General features: G+C 62.3%; 17 protein-coding genes. 13 read left to right on the plus strand and 4 right to left on the minus strand.

What is annotated here, in order from left to right; translation table 11 throughout:
- Positions 1–47: 47 nt before the first annotated feature.
- The 3 genes from KY379_RS04220 to KY379_RS04230 form a co-directional block, all read right to left on the minus strand.
- Entirely contained in the window at positions 48–989 is a 942-nt protein-coding gene (locus KY379_RS04220) for an AEC family transporter (RefSeq protein WP_196171869.1), read from the minus strand.
- 163 nt (positions 990–1,152) lie between these two features.
- A complete protein-coding gene (locus KY379_RS04225) occupies positions 1,153–1,713 on the minus strand; it encodes a response regulator transcription factor (protein WP_133326422.1) in 561 nt (186 codons plus the stop codon).
- Entirely contained in the window at positions 1,713–2,969 is a 1,257-nt protein-coding gene (locus KY379_RS04230) for an ATP-binding protein (protein ID WP_133326424.1), read from the minus strand. The genes KY379_RS04225 and KY379_RS04230 overlap by 1 nt, the downstream gene beginning before the upstream one ends.
- Positions 2,970–3,168: 199 nt before the next feature.
- On the opposite strand from KY379_RS04230, the gene KY379_RS04235 reads away from it, so the two are divergent.
- The 13 genes from KY379_RS04235 to KY379_RS04295 all read left to right on the plus strand — a co-directional run bounded on the left by KY379_RS04235 (position 3,169) and on the right by KY379_RS04295 (position 18,747).
- A complete protein-coding gene (locus tag KY379_RS04235; protein WP_133326426.1) occupies positions 3,169–3,882 on the plus strand; it encodes an SIMPL domain-containing protein in 714 nt (237 codons plus the stop codon).
- 295 nt (positions 3,883–4,177) lie between these two features.
- Positions 4,178–5,803 (plus strand): ABC transporter substrate-binding protein, encoded by a 1,626-nt coding sequence (locus tag KY379_RS04240; protein WP_261239067.1) that lies wholly within the window; start codon positions 4,178–4,180, stop codon positions 5,801–5,803.
- Positions 5,804–5,921: 118 nt separating this feature from the next.
- A complete protein-coding gene (locus KY379_RS04245; protein WP_261239068.1) occupies positions 5,922–7,514 on the plus strand; it encodes an ABC transporter substrate-binding protein in 1,593 nt (530 codons plus the stop codon).
- Positions 7,515–7,647: 133 nt separating this feature from the next.
- Positions 7,648–9,027, plus strand: coding sequence for an OprD family porin (locus KY379_RS04250; protein ID WP_261239069.1), 1,380 nt, complete (start codon positions 7,648–7,650; stop codon positions 9,025–9,027).
- Positions 9,028–9,100: 73 nt separating this feature from the next.
- On the plus strand, positions 9,101–10,696 hold the full coding sequence (locus KY379_RS04255; protein ID WP_196171872.1) for an ABC transporter substrate-binding protein: 1,596 nt from the start codon (positions 9,101–9,103) through the stop codon (positions 10,694–10,696).
- Between the two features lie 76 nt (positions 10,697–10,772).
- Entirely contained in the window at positions 10,773–11,783 is a 1,011-nt protein-coding gene (locus tag KY379_RS04260) for an ABC transporter permease subunit (RefSeq protein WP_133326436.1), read from the plus strand.
- An 8-nt stretch (positions 11,784–11,791) separates the two neighbouring features.
- Positions 11,792–12,718 carry an ABC transporter permease subunit gene (locus tag KY379_RS04265; RefSeq protein ID WP_133326438.1) on the plus strand — a complete coding sequence of 309 codons (927 nt, stop codon included), beginning with the start codon at positions 11,792–11,794 and terminating at the stop codon, positions 12,716–12,718.
- A gap of 10 nt (positions 12,719–12,728) precedes the next feature.
- Entirely contained in the window at positions 12,729–13,697 is a 969-nt protein-coding gene (locus tag KY379_RS04270) for an ABC transporter ATP-binding protein (protein WP_133326440.1), read from the plus strand.
- A complete protein-coding gene (locus tag KY379_RS04275; RefSeq protein ID WP_133326442.1) occupies positions 13,697–14,665 on the plus strand; it encodes a peptide ABC transporter ATP-binding protein in 969 nt (322 codons plus the stop codon). Before KY379_RS04270 ends, KY379_RS04275 begins: the two co-directional genes overlap by 1 nt.
- 297 nt (positions 14,666–14,962) lie before the next feature.
- Positions 14,963–15,772 carry an AraC family transcriptional regulator gene (locus KY379_RS04280; protein ID WP_261239120.1) on the plus strand — a complete coding sequence of 270 codons (810 nt, stop codon included), beginning with the start codon at positions 14,963–14,965 and terminating at the stop codon, positions 15,770–15,772.
- Positions 15,773–15,837: 65 nt separating this feature from the next.
- Complete coding sequence (locus KY379_RS04285) at positions 15,838–17,244, plus strand: NAD(P)/FAD-dependent oxidoreductase (protein WP_261239070.1); 1,407 nt, start codon at positions 15,838–15,840, stop codon at positions 17,242–17,244.
- A gap of 29 nt (positions 17,245–17,273) precedes the next feature.
- On the plus strand, positions 17,274–17,615 hold the full coding sequence (locus KY379_RS04290) for a cupin domain-containing protein (RefSeq protein ID WP_196171874.1): 342 nt from the start codon (positions 17,274–17,276) through the stop codon (positions 17,613–17,615).
- A 52-nt stretch (positions 17,616–17,667) separates the two neighbouring features.
- Positions 17,668–18,747 (plus strand): polyamine ABC transporter substrate-binding protein, encoded by a 1,080-nt coding sequence (locus tag KY379_RS04295; protein ID WP_133326448.1) that lies wholly within the window; start codon positions 17,668–17,670, stop codon positions 18,745–18,747.
- 34 nt (positions 18,748–18,781) lie between these two features.
- Here KY379_RS04295 and KY379_RS04300 read toward each other — a convergent pair whose 3' ends face one another.
- On the minus strand, positions 18,782–20,365 hold the full coding sequence (locus KY379_RS04300; RefSeq protein WP_133326450.1) for a peptide chain release factor 3: 1,584 nt from the start codon (positions 20,363–20,365) through the stop codon (positions 18,782–18,784).
- Positions 20,366–20,576 lie beyond the last annotated feature (211 nt).

Genomic DNA, 20,576 nt, shown 5'->3' on the forward strand with positions numbered 1-20,576 from the left:
TTTGGTTCAGTGAGGCAATGTTGTTGCTGTTATATGCAGTCGAGGATCTAGATCCATCCGCCCCACTGCAAGATGAAAATGCCGATGTTGGTGGTAATGGCCGCCATCAGCGTGGTGATCACGATGATCGACGCTGCCAACTCGTGGTTGCCGTTGGCCGCTCGGGCCATGACGTAGCTGGCCGCTGCGGTGGGGCTGCCGATGTAGAGGAACAGGATGCCCAGTTCGGCGCCCCGGAAACCGCAGAGCCAGGCGCCAAGGGTGCCGAGCAGCGGCAGCCAGACCATCTTCACCAGACTGGCATCGATGGCCAGCTTGCCGCTGTCGCGCAGGGCCGCGAGTGACAGGGTCCCACCGATGCAGATCAGTGCCAGGGGCAGCGTCATCTGCGCCAGGTAGTCACCCGAAGTCAGCAGCCAGTTGGGCAACGGCACCTGTCCGTAGGCCATGGGCGCGGCCACCAGCACGCTGATGATCAGCGGGTTGCTGAAAATGCTCTTGCAGATGCTCCAGGGGTCGGATTTGAGATCGGGGCTGTATACCGCCAGTACCACTGCCGACAGAGCGTTGTACATGAGGATGACCAGACCAGCCAGCACAGCCCCGAGAGAAATACCGTAGTCACCATAGAGGCTGGCAGCCAGCGCCAAGCCGATCACGCCGTTGTTGCCGCGAAACGCCCCCTGGGTGTAGATGCCTCGCTCGGCGAGCGGACTGCGCCAAATCGCCAAGCCCCAGGACAGGGCGAAGCCGACCAGGGTAGCGGCGACGAAGTAGAGCATGACCCCTGGCTTGACCGCCGCGGCCAGGTCGGCGTGATAGATACCGAGGAACAGCAGCGCCGGCATGCAGACGTTGAACACCAATTGCGAGGCCACGCGATTGAAGTTGTCGTCGATGAGGTGGATGCGCTTGAGCAATATACCCAAGAAAAGCATGGCAAAGACGGGCGCCGTGATGTTCAGCGTCTGGATGAGAAGGGCGAGCATGCGCAAGCGGTCCTGAGGAAGGGTTGCCGTTCAAGGGGCAGATGATACGCCAACGCGTCAGGAAATGCGGGGATCTAGAGGGAAAATTCAGTTCTTCTGGAGGTTGTAACGGCCTCTTCGCGGGCAGTCGGGGCGCCGAACCGCCGCGAAGAGGCCGGGAGGATCAGCGCCGGACCGGCCGCTTCTGCAACTTGCGCTGCAAGGTCCGGCGGTGCATGCCCAGCGCCCGGGCGGTGGCCGAGATATTGCCCTCGTGCTCGTTGAGCACTCGCTGGATGTGCTCCCACTGCAAGCGGTCGACCGACATCGGGTTCTCAGGCACCAGGGTGTCGAGATCGGTGTGCTCGGACAGCAGCGCCGCCAGCACGTCGTCGGCATCGGCCGGCTTGCACAGATAGTTGCATGCCCCACGCTTGACCGCCTCGACTGCGGTGGCGATGCTCGAGTAACCGGTCAGGATCACCACGCGCATTTCCGGGTCGAGTTCCAGAAGCTTGGGCAGCAGCACCAAGCCGGAGTCGCCTTCCATCTTCAAGTCCAGCGTCGCATAGTCGGGCAGGTCCTGCTTGGCCAGCGCCAGCCCTTCTTCGGCGGAACCGGCAGTGCTGACGCGGAAACCGCGGCGGCTCATGGCACGCGCCATGACGCGGGTGAAAGTGGCATCGTCGTCCACCAGCAGCAGGTGCGGCAGCTCTTCGCTTTCGACCTGGTTTTCGTCACTCATCATTCATCTCCTCGCTTGCCGTAGGGCAGGCGCAGTTCGGTCAGGGTGCCACCCTGTTCATGACTATAGAGTTTTACCGAGCCGCCCGCACGGGTCACGCTGGCCTTGCTCAAGAACAGGCCCAGGCCGAAGCCTTTGCCTTTGGTGGTAATGAAGGGTTTACCGATGGCTTCGGCAATCGCCGGGGGCACGCCCGGGCCATGGTCGCGAATACTGATCAGGATGTCCTCGGCGTCCCAGTCCAGACGTACCTCCAGGTCATCCGGGCAGGCATCGGCAGCATTGTTCAGCAGGTTCAGCAAGGCCTGGGTCAGATCTGGCGGCGGCGTCAGGCGCGGCACCTGGCCGTCACGCAGTCGCTGGAAGCGATAGCTGGCCTCGGGGCGCATCAGGTGCCAGCGATTCAACGCTTCGTCCAACCAGGCGGTCACCTCCTGCTCGCCGACGTCCAGACGGCGGTTGGCTTCGGCGGCGCGCACCAGCTGCTGGAGGGTTTCCTTGCACAACTTGACCTGATCCTGAAGGATCGCCAGGTCTTCCTGCAATTGCGGATCGGCGTGATCCTGGCGCATCTCGTTGAGCAGCACGCTCATGGTCGCCAGCGGCGTGCCCAGTTCGTGGGCAGCCCCGGCGGCTTGAGTCGCCACCGCCAGCAGTTGCTCGTCACGCAGGCTTTCTTCACGGCGCTCGGCCCGCAATTGTTCCTGACGACGCAGCTCCTCGGCCATCCGCGCGGCGAAAAAGGTGATGACCGCAGCGGCCAGGGCGATGCTCAGCCACATGCCGTAAACCTGCATCTTGTCCCGCGCCATCGGCAGCCCTTCGAGCGGGTAGAACTGCACCAGCAAGAGGCTGTAGGCCGTCAGCGCGATACCCGACAGAATCAGCGAATACAGCCAGGGCAGGGTCACTGCGGCAATTGCCAGTGGCACCAGGTAGTAGGACACGAACGGATTGGTCGAACCGCCGGAGTAGTACAGCAAGGCACTGTGGATCAGCAGGTCGCAGGCCAGTTGCAGGGCATATTCGAGCTCGGTGACCGGCAACGACAGGCGCAGGCGCAAGGCGGTGAAGGCACACAGGATCGACGACAGGGCCAGGGTGGCGGCCAGGGACAACCACGGCAGCGGCAGCAGGTCGGTCCAGTAGGCGACCCCCACGGAGCCCGCCTGGGCGGCCAGCACCAGCACACGAATGACAGTCAAGCGCCAGAGGTTCTGGCGGGTAGCGGACAGCGGTTGTACGACAGCGAGCATGAGCTCTCCTGATGAGTGCTCCAGGAAAATCGGCTGGAGTATACCGAAGCCGGGCGCCTCGCTGCAGCGATGCGGCAAAGCGCCACACTTTGTCACAGGTTGATGATGGCACTTTTGAACCCACTACACTGGGGTCGGTCTGATGGGCCATGCGTGGCCTAGAACCTCTAACCACGCCTTTATTGCCAAGGAGTAACACATGCCAATACCACGTCGCGGCGCCGCCCTGATCCTGTCCTGCGGCCTGCTTGCCAGCCTACCGGCCCTGGCCGATGAGCCGCGTTACAACCAGATATCGCTGCGCGCCGAAGTGAGCAAGGAAGTGGCCCGCGATCTGATGGTCGTGACCCTCTACAGCGAAGCCCAGGACAGCGATCCAGGCAAGCTCGCCAAGCAGATCACCGAAACCATGAACAAGGCGGTGCAGCAGGCTCGCCAGGTCAAGGATGTGAAGCTCAGCCAGGGCAGCCGCAACAGCTACCCGGTCTATGACAGCAAGGGCCAGAAGATCACTGGATGGCGCGAACGCGCAGAGTTGCGTCTGGAAAGCGCCGACTTCCCGGCCCTGTCGCAACTGACCGCCGACCTGCTGCAGGAACTGAAAATGGGCGGCATGGACTTCTCCATCGCCCCGGCTACCCGCAAGACCAGCGAAGACGCCCTGCTCAAGGATGCGGTCAATGCGTTCAAGGCCCGTGCCCAACTGGCGACTGAGGCGCTGGGCGGCAAAGGCTACAAGATCGTCAGCCTCAACCTCAACAGCAGCGGCTACCCTCGCCCCTACCTGCGCAGCGCACCGATGGCCATGAAGTCCATGGTTGCCGACGAGGCCGCCCCGGCACCGGACATCGAAGCGGGCACCAGCGAAGTCAGCATGAATGCCGATGGCTTGATCGAAGTGCAGATGCCTTGATCAGCACGCCGTCCCTCGCCAGAGGGACGGCGTTTTCAGACCGTTCCTACGCACCATTCGGCTGCGTCCTACAAACTTCCGATCCAGAAACATCCAGAAAAACCCCACCTTTTCCCCTTCGCAAACGTTCAACTTCGGCAAAAATTACATGGATGCGACATCCGTGTACGTTCGTCCTACGTTTTGCCCGCCGACTATCCTTTCAAGGATTGCATTGGAATACCCCCTGCATAAGTATCCGCAGGTCGGCTCACGAGGCCACCTCGCATTCAACAATGACAATAATGAGGCCACCATGCTCAAACATGCAGTCATTCCGTTTCTGCTCGGCGCAGGTTTGCTCGCCAGTGCACCTGACGCCCTCGCCGCGTCCAACCTGGTGTTCTGCTCCGAAGGCAGTCCGGCCGGTTTCGATCCAGGGCAGTACACCACCGGAACCGACTTCGATGCCTCGGCCGAGACCGTGTTCAACCGTCTGACCCAGTTCGAGCGCGGCGGCACCGCCGTGATTCCTGGCCTGGCCACCCGCTGGGATGTGTCCGAAGATGGCAAGTCCTACACCTTCCACCTGCGCGAAGGCGTCAAGTTCCACACTACCGACTACTTCAAGCCAAGCCGTGAATTCAATGCCGACGATGTGCTGTTCACCTTCCAGCGCATGCTCGACAAGGACCACCCGTTCCGCAAGGCATACCCCACCGAGTTTCCGTATTTCACCGACATGGGCATGGACAAGAACATCGCCCAGGTCGAGAAGCTCGACGACCACACGGTGCGCTTCACGCTCAACCAGGTCGATGCTGCATTCATCCAGAACCTGGCAATGAGCTTCGCCTCGATCCAGTCTGCCGAGTACGCCAATCAATTGCTCAAACAGGGCAAGGCCGCCGACATCAACCAGAAGCCGATCGGCACCGGCCCCTTCGTGTTCAGCAAGTACCAGAAGGACGCGCAGATCCGCTTCAAAGGCAACAAGGACTACTGGAAGCCCGATGATGTGAAGATCGACAACCTGATCTTCGCAATCACCACCGATGCCTCGGTGCGCATGCAGAAACTGAAGAAGAACGAGTGCCAGGTCACCCTCTTCCCACGTCCGGCCGACATCGAGCCGCTCAAGGCCGACAAGCAGCTGCAGATGCCCCAGCAACCGGGCTTCAACCTTGGCTACATCGCCTACAACGTGATGGACAAGCTCAAGGGCAGCGACACGCCAAACCCACTGTCCCAATTGAAGGTACGCCAGGCGCTGGACATGGCGGTGAACAAGGAACAGATCATCGAATCGGTCTACCAGGGCGCGGGGCAGTTGGCGGTCAACGCCATGCCGCCGACCCAGTGGTCCTATGACACAAGCATCAAGGACACCCCCTACGACCCGGAAAAAGCCAAGCAACTGCTCAAGGAAGCCGGCATCAAGGAAGGGACCGAGATCACCCTGTGGGCGATGCCCGTGCAGCGCCCTTACAACCCCAACGCCAAGCTGATGGCCGAGATGCTGCAAGCGGACTGGGCCAAGGTCGGCATCAAGGCGAAGATCGTCAGCTATGAGTGGGGCGAGTACATCAAGCGCTCCAAAGCCGGCGAGCAGGGCGCCATGCTGATCGGCTGGAGCGGCGACAACGGTGACCCCGACAACTGGCTGGGCACCCTGTACGGTTGCGATGCCATCGACGGCAACAACTTCTCCAAGTGGTGCTACAAGCCGTACGACGACCTGATCAAGCAAGCCAAGGCCACCCCTGACCAGGCCAAGCGGACCGAGCTGTACAAGCAGGCCCAGCACATCCTCAAGGAACAAGTGCCGATCACTCCGATCGCCCACTCGACGGTTTACCAACCGATGAGCGCCAAGGTGAAGGACTTCAAGATCAGTCCGTTCGCGCTGAACAGCTTCTACGGCGTCAGCGTCGAGAAATAGGCCAGCCCCCACTAGCAAGCACTTCGCGCCCACTCCGCCGCCCCCTGCGGCGGAGTCGGGTAACTGTTGCCGCCATTCTTCGCGTCAGGCGGCGTAGACAGCCGGAAAAGGAATCGCCATGCGCCATGCCACCCGCCTTTCAACCTTGCTCGCCCTGGGCCTGCTGAGCCAGGCTCCCGCACTTGCGGCCAAGAACTTGGTGTTCTGCTCCGAAGGCAGTCCGGCCGGTTTCGACACCGCCCAGTACACCAGCGCCACCGACAATGACGCCGCCGAACCGATCTACAACCGGCTGGTCGAGTTCGAACGTGGCGGCACCGCGGTGCAGCCCGCGCTGGCAAGCAGATGGGAAGTTTCCGACGATGGACTGCGCTACACCTTCCACTTGCGCGAAGGTGTGAAGTTCCATGCCAACAAAGCGTTCACTCCGAGCCGCGACTTCAACGCCGACGACGTGTTGTTCACGTTCAATCGCATGCTCGACAAGAACCAGCCGTTCCGCCAGGCCTACCCCACCGAGTTTCCCTATTTCGTCAGCATGGGCCTGGACAAGAACATCGCCGGGGTCGAGAAAACCGGTCCGCTGACCGTCGTGTTCAGCCTCAACCACGTCGATGCGGCATTCATCCAGAACCTGGCGATGAGTTTCGCCTCCATTCTTTCCGCCGAATACGCCGAGCAATTGCTCGCAAGCGGGCGCCCCAGCGACATCAACCAGCAACCGATCGGCACCGGTCCGTTCGTGTTCCAGCGCTACCAGAAGGACTCGCAGATCCGCTACAAAGGCAACCAGGACTACTGGGCGCCAGATGAGGTGAAGATCGACAACCTGGTGTTCTCCATCAATACCGACCCATCGGTGCGCATCCAGAAACTGCGCCGCAACGAATGCCAGGTCACCCTGCACCCACGCCCCGCCGATCTGCCAGCGCTCAAGGACGACCCCAAGCTCCAGGTACTGCAGCAGCCAGGCTTCAACCTCGGCTATATCGCCTACAACACCCAACACCCGCCGTTCGACCGCCTGGAGGTGCGCCAAGCCATGGACATGGCGGTGAACAAACAAGCGATCATCCAGGCCGTCTATCAGGATTCCGGTCAGCTGGCGGTCAACGCCATGCCGCCGACCCAGTGGTCCTATGACGACAGCCTCAAGGATGCTCCGTTCGACCCGGAAAAAGCCAAGCAGCTCCTCCAGCAGGCCGGCGTCCAACCTGGCACCGAAATCACCCTGTGGGCCATGCCCGTACAACGCCCGTACAACCCCAACGCCAAGCTGATGGCCGAAATGCTTCAGGCCGACTGGAGCGCATTGGGGTTCAAGGTACGCATCGTCAGCTATGAATGGGGCGAGTACCTCAAGCGCATGAAAAGCGGCGAGCACGACATCGCCCTGATCGGCTGGACCGGCGACAACGGCGACCCGGACAACTGGCTCGGCACCCTCTACAGCTGCGATGCCATCGGCAGCAACAACTACTCGCTGTGGTGCGATCGGCAATACGACGACCTGGTCAAGCAGGCCAAACGCATCACCGACCGGGAACAGCGCACGGCCCTCTACCAGCAGGCCCAGCAGCGTCTCAAGCAGCAGGTGCCGATCACCCCGGTGGCGCACTCCACGGTCAACCAACCGCTGAGCATGAAGGTGGCCGACTTCAAGGTCAGCCCATTCGGGCGCAATGATTTTTCCGGTGTGAGTGTCGATTGAGCGATAGCCCCTTTCGAGCCGCACAACACCCCGTTTTGCCCCGGCGATCCCGGGCAACCCTGGCAATACCGCAACAAACGACCCAGCCCACAAGGCCAGGCAATAACTAAAACAAAGAAAGGGAGCTTCAACCTTGAGACTATTCACCTTAACCGCATTGGCCGTTTCCATCGGCACCCTGTCCGCGACCGCCCAGGCCGACACCCAGAGCCAGGAGTACGTCCCGTTCAGCCTCAAGTCCAGCAGCGAACAAGAGCAGGCCAAAGGCTTCATCGATGGCCAGAGCCTGTCCGGCAGCACACGCAACTGGTACGCCCGTGAGCGTGCCACCCGTGCTCCGCTGTTCAAGTACTACAAAAGCGACGGCAGCCGGCATGACAGCCACAGCCGTGACAACTGGGTGCAGGGCACCATTCTCAACTACAGCTCGGGCTTCACCCAAGGCACCGTCGGTTTTGCCGTCGAGGCCGCTGGCTACAACGCCATCGCCCTGGAACAGGGGCGCGCGGCGGTCGCCGGGCCGAACAACCGAACCTTGACCCACAGTGACGGCGACCCGGTCGGCCAGTGGAGCAAGATGGGCCTGGCCAACGTCAAGGCACGCCTGTCCAACACTACCCTCACCGTCGGCCGCCAGTCGGTGGATACGCCCATGATCGCCTACATCGGCAACCGCGCCTTGCCGTCGAGCTTCCAGGGCGCGTTCCTGCACAGCGCCGAGTTCGAGAACCTGAGCCTCGACCTGGGCACCTTCGATCGCGTTTCGCCACGCACCGAGCAGAGCCTGAGCAAGTTTCGCAGCGAATACAGCGCCACCGGCGTCGAAACCGATCGGGCCAGCACGGCGGGCATCAACTACCAGCCCCTGAAAAGCCTGACCACCAGTTTCTACGCCACCAAGGTCGAGGATTTCTGGAACCAGTACTACGTCGGCGCAAGCCACGTGCTCGGCGACAGTGCCGCGCTCAGCCTCAGTACCGGGCTGAACTACTACAAGACCGTCGATGCCGGCAGCAAGAAGATGGGGGAGATCGACAACGACACCTACAGTGTGTCGTTCGGCCTCACTCACCAGGCCCATACCCTCAGCGCCTCCTGGCAGCAGGTCAACGGCAACGAATACTTCGACTACCTGCACGAAACCAATGGCATTTTCCTGGCCAACTCGTTGCTGTCGGACTTCAACGGCCCTAATGAAAAATCCCTGCAGATCTCCTACGTGCTGAACATGGCGCAGTACGGTGTGCCAGGCCTCAAGTTCAACCTGTACAACGCACGCGGCTGGGGGATCGACGGCACTCACTACAAGGGGACGGCCTACGACGTCCGCGGCATGGACGGCGAGACCCACTACGAGTGGGGCATCGGCACCAGCTACGCGGTGCAGAGCGGAGCGCTGAAAGACACTAGCATCCGCGCTACCTACACCGCGCACCGGGCCAGCAAGGCCCAAGCCGATGGCAGCCTGGACGAGCTACGTATCGTCACCACCATTCCGTTCAACATTCTCTGACCGCTGGCGCCACGGCCCGAATCGCTCCGGGCCGTGGCAGCTACGCTGGATTCAACACACGCAGGGAGTTTCCATGACATCGCTACCGCTACGTGCTGCCTTGGCAGCGATCTTGCTGAGCGCCGCCAGCCACGGGTTCGCCAAACCCCTGGTAGTGTGCACCGAAGCCAGCCCGGAAGGTTTCGACATCGTGCAGTACACCACCGCCGTCACCGCCGATGCCTCGGCCGAGACGGTTTTCAACCGTCTGGTCGACTTCAAGCCCGGCACCACCGACATCCAGCCAGCCCTGGCCGAGCGTTGGGAGATTTCACCCGACGGCCTGACCTACACCTTCCACCTGCGTGAGGGGGTGAAGTTCCATACCACCGACTACTTCACGCCGACCCGCGACTTCAATGCCGATGACGTGCTGTGGAGCCTGAACCGCCAATTCGATCCAACGCACCCGTGGCACGACAAAGCCAGTGTCGGATACCCGTACTTCGAGAGCATGGCCTTCAAGGACCTGCTCAAGTCGGTGGCCAAGACCGACGACCACACCGTGGTCATCACCCTCACCCGCCCGGAAGCCCCCTTCCTGCGCGACATGGCCATGGCTTTCACGTCGATCTACTCCGCCGAATACGGCGATCAGTTGCTCAAGGCCGGCAGGACCGCCGACCTCAACAGCAAACCGATCGGCACCGGCCCGTTCATCTTCCAGCGCTACAGCAAGGACGCCCAGGTTCGCTTCAAGGCCAACCCGGACTATTTCCGCGGCAAGCCGCCGTCCGATTCGCTGATTTTCGCCATCACCACCGACGGCAACGTGCGCCTGCAGAAGCTGCGCGCCAACGAGTGCCAGGTCGCGCTGTACCCCAAACCGGACGACGTGCCCTCGATCAAGGCCGACCCTGCGCTCAAGGTCGAAGAGATCGAGGCTCTGGTCACCGGTTACATCTCCATGAATACCGAACACCCGTATTTGAGCGATGTGCGCGTGCGCAAGGCCATCGACATTGCCTTCGACCGCCAGACCCACGTGGACCAACTGTTCGGCAAGGGCAATGCGCTGGTCGCCGTGAACCCCTACCCCCCGACCATGATCGGTTACAACACCGACAACAGGAACCCACCCCGCGACTTGGCCAAAGCCCGCGAACTGCTCGAACAAGCGGGCGTGCCACCTGGCACGGTGTTCACGCTGTTCACCCGCAGCGGCGGCGGTCCGACCAACCCCAACCCTCGCCTTTCGGCGGAAATGCTGCAAGCCGACCTCAAACAGATCGGCCTGGTGCTGAATGTCCGCGTCATGGAGTGGGCCGAAATGCTGCGCCGCGCCAAGAATGGCGAAGCCGACCTGGTGTCCACTGGCTGGGCCGGCGACAACGGCGATCCGGATAACTTCCTCAGTCCCCTGCTCAGTTGCGACGCCGCCAAGACCGGCGAGAACTACGCGCGCTGGTGCAACTCGAAATTCCAGGAACTGATCACCCGTGCCCGCGAGGTGACCGACACAGACGAGCGTGCAAGGCTCTATGCCGAGGCTTTGAAGGTGTACGATGAAGACCAGCCCTGGATCAGCATGGCCCATCCGAAGATGTTCACCGCCATGCGCAGCAACGTGGAGGGTTACGTGATCAACCCTCTGACCAACAACAACTTCGCCACGACCAAGGTGAAGTAGAACAACAACGACCGCCGGCAACCCACGAGGGGACTGGCGGCACTGCCTTGACCGGCCGATTGAGGTAACCCTGACAATGTTGAGTTTTATTGCCCGGCGCCTGGGCCTGTTGATACCGACCTTCTTCGGTATCACCTTGCTGACCTTCGCGCTCATACGCCTGATCCCCGGCGACCCGGTGGAAGTGATGATGGGCGAGCGCAGAGTGGACCCCGAGATGCACGCCCAGGCCATGGAGCGCCTGGGCCTGAACAAACCGCTTCCGGTCCAGTATCTGGATTACGTGGGCAAGCTCGCCCAAGGTGACCTGGGAGAGTCGCTGCGTACCCGCGAGAGCGTCTGGACCGAGTTCCTCACGCTGTTCCCGGCGACCCTGGAACTGTCGCTCGCAGCCCTGCTGTTCGCCGGTACCATCGGCGTGCTCGCCGGGGTGATCGCTGCGCTCAAACGGGGCTCGCTGTTCGACCACGGGGTGATGGGCATTTCGCTGGCCGGCTACTCCATGCCGATCTTCTGGTGGGGCCTGATCCTGATCATGTTCTTCTCGGTCAGCCTGGGCTGGACGCCGGTATCAGGCCGCATCGACCTGCTCTACGACATCGAGCCGAAAACCGGCTTCATGCTCATCGACACCTTGCTCAGCGATGAGGAAGGCGCGTTCAAGGACGCGGTCATGCACCTGATCCTGCCGGCCATCGTGCTGGGCACCATCCCCCTGGCAGTGATCGCCCGCATGACCCGCTCGTCGATGCTCGAGGTACTGCGCGAAGACTACATCCGCACCGCACGGGCCAAGGGCCTGTCGCCGGCCCGCGTGGTGTTCGTGCACGGCCTGCGCAACGCGCTGATCCCGGTGTTGACGGTATTCGGCCTGCAAGTCGGCACGCTGCTGGCTGGCGCCGTACTGACCGAAACCATCTTCTCCTGGCCGGGCGTCGGCAAATGGCTGATCGAAGCCATCGGCGCCCGTGACTACCCCGTGGTCCAGAACGGCATCCTGTTGATCGCCTGCCTGGTCATCCTGGTCAATTTCGTGGTGGACATCCTCTACGGCCTGGCCAACCCACGCATCCGTCATCAGCGCTGAGGCCCTCCATGACCAGTCCGACAATCAAAACCGTCGCACCGGCGCAGCCGGTGGACACCAGTCTGCTTTACCCCTCCCCGTTCAAGGAGTTCTGGCATGCCTTCGCCCGCAACAAAGGTGCGGTGCTGGGCTTGGCCTTCATGTGCGTGGTGGTGTTCTGCGCGCTGTTCGCGCCGTGGGTGGCGCCGTATGACCCAAGCGAGCAATTTCGCGACTACCTGCTGACCCCACCGGTTTGGCTCGAAGGAGGCACCTGGCAATTCGTGCTGGGCACCGACGAACTGGGCCGCGACCTGCTTTCGCGGCTGATCACCGGCGCACGCCTGTCGTTGCTGATCGGCCTGTCATCGGTGGTGATGTCGTTGATCCCCGGCATTCTTCTGGGTCTGCTGGCCGGCTTCTTCCCGCGCCTGCTCGGCCCGTCGATCATGCGCCTGATGGACGTGATGCTGGCATTGCCATCGTTGTTGCTGGCAGTGGCGATCGTCGCCATCCTCGGCCCTGGCCTGATCAACACGGTAATCGCCATCGCCATCGTGTCGTTGCCGTCCTACGTCCGTCTGACCCGCGCTGCAGTGATGGGCGAACTCAATCGCGACTACGTCACCGCTGCGCGCCTGGCCGGTGCCGGGCTACCACGGCTGATGTTCGTGACCGTGTTACCCAACTGCATGGCGCCGTTGATCGTCCAGGCCACCCTGAGTTTCTCGTCGGCCATCCTCGACGCCGCAGCCCTGGGCTTCCTCGGCCTGGGTGTGCAACCCCCGACCCCCGAATGGGGCACGATGCTGGCTTCGGCGCGTGACTATATCGAGCGCGCCTGGTGGGTGGTGAGCCTGCCCGGCCTGACCATCCTGCTCAGCGTGCTGGCAATCAACCTGATGGGCGACGGCCTGCGCGATGCGCTGGATCCGAAACTCAAGAACGCCGCCTGAGGAGCCCGTCATGTCACTGTTGCAGATCAACAACCTCAACGTGCGCTTCGGCGACGCCAATGCAGTACCGGTAGTGGACGGCCTCGACCTGGCGGTGGACGCCGGCGAGATCCTGGCCATCGTCGGCGAATCCGGCTCCGGCAAGTCGGTGACCATGATGGCGCTGATGGGCCTGATCGACGCCCCCGGGCGGATCTCCGCGGACACCCTCAGTTTTGCCGGCACCGACATGCTCAAGCTCAGCGCCCGGCAGCGGCGCAAGATCGTCGGCAAGGACATCGCCATGGTCTTCCAGGACCCGATGACCGCACTCAACCCCAGCTATACCGTAGGCTTCCAGATCGAGGAGGTGCTGCGCCAGCACCTGGGTCTCAAAGGCAAGGCCGCTCGCCAGCGAGCCCTGGAGCTGCTGAGAAAGGTCGAGATCCCGGCCCCGGAAAGCCGCCTGGACGCCTATCCACATCAACTGTCAGGCGGCATGAGCCAGCGCGTCGCGATCGCCATGGCGATCGCCGGTGAACCCAAGCTGCTGATCGCCGACGAACCGACCACCGCCCTGGATGTGACCATCCAGGCGCAGATCATGGAGCTGCTGGTGAACCTGCAGAAAGAGCGCAACATGGCGCTGATCCTGATCACCCATGACCTTGCGGTGGTCGCCGAGACCGCCCGACGGGTGTGCGTGATGTATGCCGGCCAAGCGGTCGAGGTGGGCCAGGTGCCGGAGTTGTTCGACATTCCTGCCCACCCCTACAGCGAGGCCCTGCTGGCGGCCATCCCCGAGCACAGTATCGGTGCCGAGCGTCTGGCCACCCTACCGGGTATCGTTCCCGGCCGCTACGACCGACCGCAGGGCTGCCTGTTATCGCCACGCTGTCCTTACGTGCAAGACAACTGCCGGCAACAGCGCCCGGCGCTGGAACCCCAGGCCCACAGCCTGGCCCGCTGCTTCTACCCATTGAACCAGGAGGTGGCCTGATGGCTGTGGTACTCACCGCGCGGGAGCTTACCCGCCACTACGAGGTGTCCCGAGGGTTGTTCAAGGGTAACGCTTTGGTGCGTGCACTGAACGGCGTTTCGTTCGAACTGGAGGCCGGCAAGACCCTGGCCGTGGTGGGCGAGTCCGGCTGCGGCAAGTCGACCCTGGCACGGGCCCTGACCCTGATCGAGTCACCCACCTCCGGTTCGCTGCAGATCGCCGGAACCGAGGTGGCCGGTGCCAGCAAGGCTGCCCGCAAGCAATTACGCCGCGACGTGCAGATGGTCTTCCAGAGCCCTTACGCCTCGCTCAACCCAAGGCAGAAGATCGGCGACCAACTGGCCGAGCCGTTGCTGATCAATACCTCGCTGACCAAGGCCGAACGGCGTGACAAAGTCCAGCGGATGATGGAGCAGGTCGGTCTGCGACCGGAACATTATCAGCGCTATCCGCACATGTTCTCGGGCGGCCAGCGCCAGCGTATCGCCCTGGCCCGGGCCATGATGCTGCAGCCGAAGGTATTGGTGGCGGACGAACCGACGTCGGCGCTCGATGTCTCGATCCAGGCACAGGTGCTCAACCTGTTCATGGACCTGCAGAAGGAATTCGACACCGCCTACGTCTTCATCTCGCACAACCTGGCGGTGGTGCGTCACGTGGCCGATCAAGTGCTGGTGATGTACCTGGGCCGGCCGGCAGAGATGGGGCCGAAAGAGGACATCTACGAAAAGCCGCTGCACCCCTATACCCAGGCCTTGCTGTCAGCGACCCCGGCGATTCACCCGGACCCGCTGAAACCTAAGATTCGCATTGCCGGGGAGCTCCCTAACCCCTTGAACCCACCGGAGGGCTGTGCGTTCCACAAGCGCTGCCCTTACGCCACTGAGCGTTGCGCCAGTGAGGTGCCGGCGTTCCGGCTGGTTGGGACGCGGCAGGTGGCGTGTCATTACGCGGAGCAGTTCCTCTAGAACAGTATCGCCTCCATCGCCGGCAAGCCGGCGATGGACCCGCGAACCCTCAATGCATGAAGAACCAGATCAGAATGATCACCGGAATCGGTACACCAATCATCCATAGCAGTATCGAGCGCATAACCTTTCTCCTTGTGTGAGGTTGGATAAGTCATTGCAGCGCCCATGCCAGACGTGTCAAAAAATTACATGCATATGAAACAACAGGTTAGCGACCAAGCCGCTTGAAGAAACCGTGCAAAATGCCAGATCGCCGATATTGCGTCGGGGTGTTCTGCAATGCACTATCGCTTCATGACCACGCCTGCCCTCCCCGACGGCCCCGAGCAGACCCCGCTCACGGCCGATACCGTGCTGCGCTATCACCTGTGCTGGAAGCATCGCGACCTCGAGGGCGTGATCGCGCTTTATCACCCGGAAGTGCAGTACCACGACTTCTTTCAGAACCGCATGCTCGACTACCACGAACTGCGTGAGTACGTAAGCGCCTGCCTGCCCCACGAGGCCGGCGAAGACATCGTACACAGTGACCGTATCCGCGTGGATGGCTGCACCGCGTTCATCCAGTACCAGGTCACGGTGCAGGGTGGCGCGGGTCTGGTGGCATTCCAGTCCAGCGAGGCAATCACGGTCCGCGATGGCCTGATCTGGCGGGTCAATGAATACGCCACGCTGGTTCGCAGCAATGGCGCCGGCTCGGAAAGCGGCGGCCCACGCCCTGCCACCAGCCGGCTGGGCCTGTCACCCCGACAGCTGTCGACCATGGCCCAGGACCTGGAGCACTATTTTCAGCGCCAACGCCCCTATCTCGACCCGGAACTGAACCTGCAACAGGTGGCCGACGCCAGCGGCTACAGCCGCAACCAGATCTCCTATCTGCTCAATCAGGTGCTGGGCCAGAGCTTCTACCGCTACGTCAACCAGGCGCGTCTGCAACACTTGCTGGCCAGCCTGGACGCTGACAGCGCCGAAGCGACCATCGACGATCTGGCTTTCAATGCCGGCTTCAATTCCCTGTCGGCGTTCTACAAGTGCTTCCGCGAGCACACAGGGCTCACGCCCAAGGCCTACCTGCGGCAAATTTCCCTGCGTGCACGCACGTAAGACAGCTCCGGCCCGCCCCCACTAGGATCGCCCACAGACCCTGACGGATGTGGAGCCACCCTTCGATGCAAGCCCTGCGCACACTCAGCCTGTGGATGGAGCAACTCGACGAGCCGCTGACCCCTCGCCCGGCCCTGGAAGTCGACCTGGAGGTCGACGTGTGCATCATCGGTGCCGGCTATACCGGGCTGTGGACGGCCTACTACCTCAAGCGCCAGGCAGCGCACCTGAACATCGCCGTGATCGATGCCAAGATCGCAGGTTTCGGCGCTTCGGGGCGCAACGGCGGTTGGCTGATGGGCAACCTGCTGGGCGAGGACCGTCTATTGGCCACGCTTTCACCGCAACACCGACGCGCCAGCATCGATCTGCTGCACGGCATCCCCGACCAGGTACAGGATGTGCTGCAGCGCGAAAGCATCGACTGCGATTACCGCAAAGGCGGCGTACTGTATTGTGCTGCGCGCTACCCCGAGCAGGAGCGCAGCCTGCGTGCCTACCTCGATGACCTTTATCGCCAGGGCATGACCGAGGACGACTACCGCTGGCTGCGGCCGGAGCAACTGGATGCCCAACTGCGCGTGAGCAATGCCTACGGCGCCATCTTCAGTCCGCACACCGCGACCATTCAGCCAGCGAAGCTGGTGCGGGGTCTGGCCAGGGCTGTCGAAGCGCTGGGCGTAGTGATCTACGAGAACACCCCTGCCATTGACTGGCAGCCTGGCGAAGTGCGCTCGCCCCTGGCTCGCATCCGCTGCCAATGGACGGTGCCCGCCGTCGAGGGTTATGCCGCCAGCCTGCCGCCGCTGGGCAAGCATCAGTTGCCGGTGCAAAGCCTGCTGGTGGCCACCGAACCCTTGTCCGAATCGACCTGGGAGCAAATCGGGCTGTCCCAGGGCCAGGCCTTCAGCGAAAGCAGCCGCCAGGTCACCTATGGCCAGCGCACGGCGGACAACCGCCTGGTGTTCGGCGCCCGCGGTGGCTACCGCTTCGGCGGCCGTCTGCGGGAAAACTTCACGCTCGAACAACATGAGATCGAACTGCGCCGCTATTTGTTCGGCGAACTGTTCCCGCAACTACGGCAGGTTCGGATCACGCACTCCTGGGGCGGCAACCTCGGCATGGCCAGGCGCTTTCGCCCGCACATGCTCTGCGATCGGCAGCGCGGTATCGCCCTGGCCGGTGGCTACGGCGGCGAAGGCGTCGGCGCGACCAATCTCGGCGGACGCACCCTGGCGGCATTGATCCTCAACCAGCACAACGAACTGACTGCGCAACCCTGGGTGCTCGACAACCGTCCCGTGTCGAGCTTGGCCAGCTGGCCACCAGAGCCCTGCCGCTGGCTGGGCTACAACGCGATCATCAAAAGTTTCGTCCACGAGGACCGGACCCTCGCCAATCCCGCCAGCGCGCCCTGGAGGCGGCGCCTGGCCAGCTCGTTAGCGGACTTCATGGAAGGTTTCATGCACTGATTTCCCCCCTGACACAGGATCCAGCGGTCATGAGCATCACCCACTTCAAGCACACAGAAAGCGTCGAGCTCGATAGTTCCAACCCGGTCGCGGTGCCGCTCGGCGCCCCGGTGGCAGTCACCTCGGTCACCTGCGTGGAGCGCAGCGACGGCGTCGAGACCGGCATCTGGGAATGCACGCCCGGGCGCTGGCGACGGCAAATCGTTCAGCAAGAGTTCTGCCATTTCATCAAAGGCCGTTGCACCTTCACCCCCGACGGTGGCGAGCCCTTGGTCATAGAAGCCGGAGACGCCCTGATGCTACCGGCCAACAGCACCGGCACCTGGGACATCCAGGAAACCGTGCGCAAGACCTACGTCCTCATTTTCTGATCCGCTGATCGCCTGCCTTCGATAACAACAGACAAAGCAAGGTAAACCCGACATGCGCACGCTCCTTCTCGCTCCCCTGATGCTGGCCGCCAGCATGACCCACGCCGCTGAAACGGTGAAGATCTACAATTGGTCCAGCTACGTTGCACCCGACACCCTGAAGAACTTCCAGCAGGCCACCGGCATCGTGCCGACCTACGATGTGTACGACAGCAACGAGACCCTCGACGGCAAGTTGATGACCGGCAACTCCGGCTACGACGTGGTGTTTCCTTCCAACCACTTCATGGCCCGGCAGATCCAGGGCAAGGCGCTAAAACGCCTGGACCGCTCGCAGTTGCCCAACTGGCACAACCTCAATCCGGTGCTGCTCAAGGCGCTGGAGGTCAACGATCCGGGCAACCAGTATGGCTTCCCCTATCTCTGGGGTAGCACCGGCATTGGCTACAACATCGACAAGGTCAAGGCAGTGCTCGGCGACAATGCCCCCGTCGACTCCTGGGATCTGATCTTCAAACCCGAGTACATGAGCAAGCTGAAAAGCTGCGGCGTCGCGGTGCTGGACAACGGCCCCGAGCTGCTGCCGATCGCCCTGCATTACCTGGGTCTGCCGCACCACAGCCAGGACCGGGCGGACTACGACAAGGCCAAGGCGCTGTTGATGAGCGTGCGACCGTACATCAGCTACTTCCATTCGTCGAAGTACACCGGCGACCTGGCCAATGGCGATGTGTGCGTGGTGGTGGGTTTCTCTGGCGATGTACTGCAGGCCAAGAACCGTGCCGAGGAAGCGCACAACGGGGTGAAAGTGGGTTACTCGATTCCCAAGGAAGGCGCGCCGATGTGGTTCGACATGGTCGCCATGCCAGCCGATGCGCCCGACGAAAAAGCGGCCTACGCCTACATGAACTACCTGCTGCAACCTGAGGTGATGGCCAACATCAGCAACCATGTGCAGTACGCCAACGGTAACCTCAAGGCTGACGGCTTGGTGGACCCGGCCATGAAGGGCAACAGCATGATCTACCCGGGCGAGGATGTGATGGGCAAGTTGTATGCCCTGGAGGCGATGCCGGCGAAGATCGACCGGATCAGGACGCGGATCTGGACCAGCATCAAGGCCGGCAATTGAGACTGGGGCCGCTTTGCGGCCCCTGTTTCAATGATCAGTGGTGCTCGCGGGTCGCGCGGAACTTGATGTCCGGCCAGCGCTCTTCCATCAGCGACAGGTTGACGCGGGTCGGCGCCAGGTAGGTCAGATGACCGCCACCGTCGATGGCCAGGTTCTCCATGGCCTTGTTCTGGAATTCCTCGAGCTTCTTCTTGTCGTCGCAGCTGATCCAACGGGCCGACCAGACGGTGATCGGCTCGTAGGCGCACTCGACCTTGTACTCTTCCTTCAGGCGGCTGGCGACCACATCGAACTGCAGCACACCGACCGCACCGAGGATGATGTCGTTACTGCGCTCTGGGAAGAACACCTGGGTCGCGCCCTCTTCCGCCAACTGCTGCAGGCCCTGGCGCAGTTGCTTGGACTTGAGCGGGTCTTTAAGACGCACGCGGCGGAACAGCTCCGGAGCGAAGTGCGGGATGCCGGTGAAGCCCAGCGCCTCGCCTTCGGTGAAGGTGTCGCCGATCTGGATGGTGCCGTGGTTGTGCAGACCGATGATGTCGCCGGCATAGGCTTCTTCGAGCTGCTCACGTTCGGACGAGAAGAACGTCAGTGCATCGCCGATGCGCAGGTCCTTGTTCAGGCGCACGTGGCGCATCTTCATGCCCTTCTCGTACTTGCCCGAGCAGATGCGCATGAAGGCGATGCGGTCGCGGTGTTTAGGGTCCATGTTCGCCTGGATCTTGAACACGAAACCGGTGAACTTCTCCTCGACCGGCTCGACGGTCCGCTCGTGGGCGACGCGGCCCAATGGGCGCGGCGCCCAGTCGACGACCGCATCGAGCACATGGTCGACACCGAAGTTGCCCAGCGCGGTCCCGAAGAACACAGGGGTCAGTTGGCCATTGATGAACTCGTCCTGGTTGAACTCGTGGCAGGCGCCCTGCACCAGCTCGAGCTGCTCGACGAACGCGTCGTATTGATCGCCCAGGTGTGCACGGGCTTCATCGGAGTCCAGCTTCTGGATGATCTTGGCTTCGGTGCGCTCGTGGCCGTGCCCTGGGGTATAGACGATGATGTAGTCGCCGGTCAGGTGATACACACCCTTGAAGTCGCGATAGCAACCGATCGGCCAGGTGATCGGTGCGGCCTTGATCTTGAGCACCGCCTCGATCTCGTCGAGCAATTCGATCGGGTCACGGATGTCGCGGTCGAGTTTGTTGATGAAGCTGACGATCGGCGTGTCGCGCAGGCGGCAGACGTCCATCAGGGCGATGGTCCGCGGCTCGACGCCCTTACCACCGTCGAGCACCATCAGCGCCGAGTCCACCGCGGTCAGGGTGCGGTAGGTATCCTCGGAGAAGTCTTCGTGGCCGGGGGTGTCGAGCAGGTTGATCATGTGCTCGCGGTACGGGAACTGCATCACCGAGGTGGTGATGGAGATGCCGCGCTGTTTCTCCATTTCCATCCAGTCGGAGGTGGCATGGCGGTCGGACTTGCGCGACTTCACGGTACCGGCGACGGCAATGGCCTTGCCCATCAACAGGAGCTTCTCGGTGATGGTGGTCTTACCGGCGTCGGGGTGGGAAATGATGGCGAAAGTGCGGCGCTTCGCGACTTCGGCGGCCTGGTTGGTCATGGGAAATCGCCTGACTGGGGATTTGAAAGGGGCAGTATCATACCTGATGTTGGGCGGGGTACCAAAACCCGATCACTGGACGCTGGTCCAGGGTAACGGCTAGACGCGTTTCAGTTGCGCCTCAGAAAATCCGTCAAGCGTGACAGGGGGACGCCCAGGGATATGTACGACCAGCTCCAATGCCCCCCAAGGGCCTCCACATAGCTGCGGA

Origin of the sequence: Pseudomonas sp. HD6422, assembly GCF_025377065.1 — a bacterium.
GTDB lineage: Bacteria > Pseudomonadota > Gammaproteobacteria > Pseudomonadales > Pseudomonadaceae > Aquipseudomonas > Aquipseudomonas putida_U.